The organism is Martelella sp. (assembly GCF_984369615.1).
This window is the reverse complement of sequence record NZ_CFHTCS010000463.1, coordinates 1-2,908: the sequence shown is the minus strand read 5'-3', so window position 1 is coordinate 2,908 and position 2,908 is coordinate 1. Positions and strand designations below refer to the sequence as shown.

At 62.2% G+C, this 2,908-nt stretch carries 4 protein-coding genes; all 4 read right to left on the bottom strand.

Annotated elements, in window-relative coordinates:
- Nucleotides 1–417 (bottom strand): aminopeptidase P family N-terminal domain-containing protein (locus AC5DC2_RS22235; protein ID WP_491700063.1); only part of this gene is annotated, 417 nt, incomplete at its 3' end.
- A gap of 19 nt (nt 418–436) precedes the next feature.
- On the bottom strand, nt 437–1,942 hold the full coding sequence (locus AC5DC2_RS22230) for a class I adenylate-forming enzyme family protein (protein ID WP_491700062.1): 1,506 nt from the start codon (nt 1,940–1,942) through the stop codon (nt 437–439).
- Nucleotides 1,943–1,950: 8 nt separating this feature from the next.
- Nucleotides 1,951–2,664 (bottom strand): ABC transporter ATP-binding protein, encoded by a 714-nt coding sequence (locus AC5DC2_RS22225; RefSeq protein WP_036236365.1) that lies wholly within the window; start codon nt 2,662–2,664, stop codon nt 1,951–1,953.
- On the bottom strand, nt 2,657–2,908 hold a 252-nt coding region (locus AC5DC2_RS22220; protein WP_491700061.1), incomplete at its 5' end, for an ABC transporter ATP-binding protein C-terminal domain-containing protein. The genes AC5DC2_RS22225 and AC5DC2_RS22220, both read right to left, overlap by 8 nt.

The following is a 2,908-nucleotide window of genomic DNA, read 5'->3' as shown; positions in this document are numbered from 1 at the left end:
GGTCAGGTTGGTCAGTTCGGCCTCGGGCAAGGCGGCCTCGAGCGTCGCGTATTCATGTCTGGTGATCATGCCTTCGGGCAGATACCAGGAATAACCGTCCTCGACGGCCACCCGACCGGTATGCAGGCCGAGTTCGCGGATACGGCGCACGGCCATCTCGATCATCGAATGGCGGCCATAGCCGACGACATTCTCGAGCCAGCCCTCGGCGAGAATACGCGGCGCATCCATATTGACCGTGATCAGCTGGATCTCGCCTTGGGCCGGAACGATCACGACGCTGCGCCACGGCACGAAGCCGCCGGAGATGTGGGTGACGGTTTTCAGACGCGTCCCGACGAGGACGTCGACACCCTGTTCGCGCAGCATGGACTGGAAGCGCGCGAGACGCTTCTGGAAATCGATATGAACCTGCATTGATTGAACTCCTGGTATGCTAAAGGTTATTCTTCAGTTCGCGCTTCAGGATCTTGCCGGAAGCATTTTTCGGGAGAGAGGAAACGAATTCGACCCGGCGGGGGCGCTTGAAGCCGGCGAGCCGCCTGGAACAGTGGGCGATCACCTCCTCGGCGGTCGGCCCCGGCTCGCCGTCGCGCACGATGACAGCCACGACCATTTCGCCCCAGACCGGATCCGGCATGCCGACCACCGCGCATTCCAGAATGCCGGGGTGGCTTGAGAGCACGTCTTCGATTTCACGCGGATAGACATTTTCGCCGCCGCTGATGATCAGATCGGATTTGCGGTCGACGATATAGACGAAGCCCTCCTTATCCATCCGGCCGAGATCGCCGGCGGTGAACCAGCCATTGTCGAGAACAGCGGCGGTGCGGGCCTCGTCCTTGTAGTAGGCGTCGAAACGGCCTTCGCAGCGCGAGAACACCTCGCCGATTTCGCCGGCTGGAAGGGGGCGGCCCTGCTCGTCGCGGATCTGGACTTCGGCGCCGAAACAGGGTTGGCCGCAGCAGCGCTCCTTGCGCCACTGGTCTTGCGGGTGCAGAACCGTAATGAAGCCGCTTTCGCTGGCGCCGTAGAATTCATGGAGCACCGGCCCCATCGCCTCCAGCATCCGGGTCTTGGTTGCAGTCGACAGCGCCGCCCCGCCCGTGACCACCGAACGCAATGCGGAAAAATCGGTTTCGCCGAAACGCGGCTCCTGCAGCAAGAGGTTCAGCATGGTCGGCACCATGAAGGTGGCCGTGATCCCTTGCGTCTCGATGGTCTCGAGCACGCGCGCTGCGTTGAATTCCGGTTCGATATAGATGCTGCCGCCGGCCTGCAGCACCATCATGGGCATGAAATGCACCCCGTGGAAGAACGGCGAAAGCGCCAGAAAACGGTCGTGGCGTGTGTAGCCGAACTCGATAATGCCGGCCCAGATGCACATTGCCGTGCGCTGGAAGGAGCGATGGAGACCCTTCGGGTTTCCGGTCGTGCCGGAGGTGTACATCATCCAGTACGGCGCCTGCGGGGCGACCGTTATCGCCGGCTCGGCATCGGACGAGCCTTCCGCGAGACCTGCCCATGAAAGCGCATCGCCGATCACCGGGTCTCCGATCACCAGAACACGCTCGACCTTGGGAAACAGGGCCCGGTTGGCCGCGATCTCGTTCTGCGCGCTTTCTCCGATCACCAGGAAGCGGGCATCCGAGTGTTCCAGCAACACGGCCATTTCCGTGGTTCTGAGCCAGAAATTGAGCGTGACGAGGCGCATGCCGAGCAGGGCTGCGACATGGAAGAGCTCCATATATTCGATCGAATTGCGCGCATAGACGGCTATGGCGTCGCCCGGTCGGGCCCCCATGGCGAGAAGGCCGTTGGCAAGCCGGTTTGTCCGCGCATGCAATTCTGCAAATGTGAACTGCCGGTGCGCATCGGCAAGGCAGACGGCGTCCGGCCATTTGACGGCATTGGCGGCAAGCGCGTCGGAAAGTGTCAGCATGGTTTACCTCAAAGTCCCAGATAGGCCTTGCGCAGGCCGTCATCGTCGAGAAGGTGTTCGCTGGTGCCGGCCATCACGATCCGGCCGTGCTCGATGACATAGCCGCGCGATGCGAGCTTGAGCGATCGTTTCACGTCCTGTTCCACCAGCAGGATCGTCACGCCCTCGCTATTGATCGCCGGCAGTTTGGCGAAGATGTCCTTGACCATGACCGGGGCAAGGCCGATGGAGGGCTCATCGAGCAGGAGCAGTTTCGGCGAGGTCATCAGCGCGCGGCCGATTGCCAGCATCTGCTGTTCGCCGCCGCTGAAGGAACGCGCGAGCTGGCGCCGCCTTTCCTTCAGGCGCGGAAACAGCGAATAGATCCACTCGAGATTGCTGCGGGTCTTGCTCCCGTCTTTCAGGATGTCGCCGCCGACGAACAGGTTTTCCTCAACATTCATGTGCGGGAACAGCCGGCGGCCCTCCATCACCTGGGCGATCCCGAGCCGGGCGATCTGGTGGGCGGGCTTTCCGGATATGACCTCGCCCATGAACCGTATCTCGCCGGACGTTGCGGGCAAGGTGCCCATGACCGTGCGGATCAGCGTGGTCTTGCCCGCGCCGTTGGCGCCGAGAATGCTGACGATCTCGCCGGCTGCAACCGACAGCGAGATCTCTTCCAGAATGCGGATATCGCCATAACCGGAATGGAGTTGTCGAATTTCAAGGATATCAGTCATCGTCCCCTCCCAGATAGGCCGCAATCACCGCCGGGTCGGCTGCGACATCGGCAGGCAGGCCGTCGCCGATCTTGACGCCGTGATGCAGCACGACGATGCGGTCGGAAACGCTCATCACCGCATGCATGTTGTGTTCGATCAGCAGCACGGAAAGCCCGTCCGCCGCGAGATTGCGCAGCAGGTCGAGCATTGCGCCCGTCTCCACCGTGGTCAGTCCCGCCATGACCTCGTCAAGCAGCAGGAT

Excerpts from the sequence above, each read along its gene's own strand:
- AC5DC2_RS22230 (WP_491700062.1), bottom strand. The coding sequence starts at position 1,942 with ATGCTGACACTTTCCGACGCGCTTGCCGCCAATGCCGTCAAATGGCCG.
- AC5DC2_RS22225 (WP_036236365.1), bottom strand. The coding sequence starts at position 2,664 with ATGACTGATATCCTTGAAATTCGACAACTCCATTCCGGTTATGGCGAT.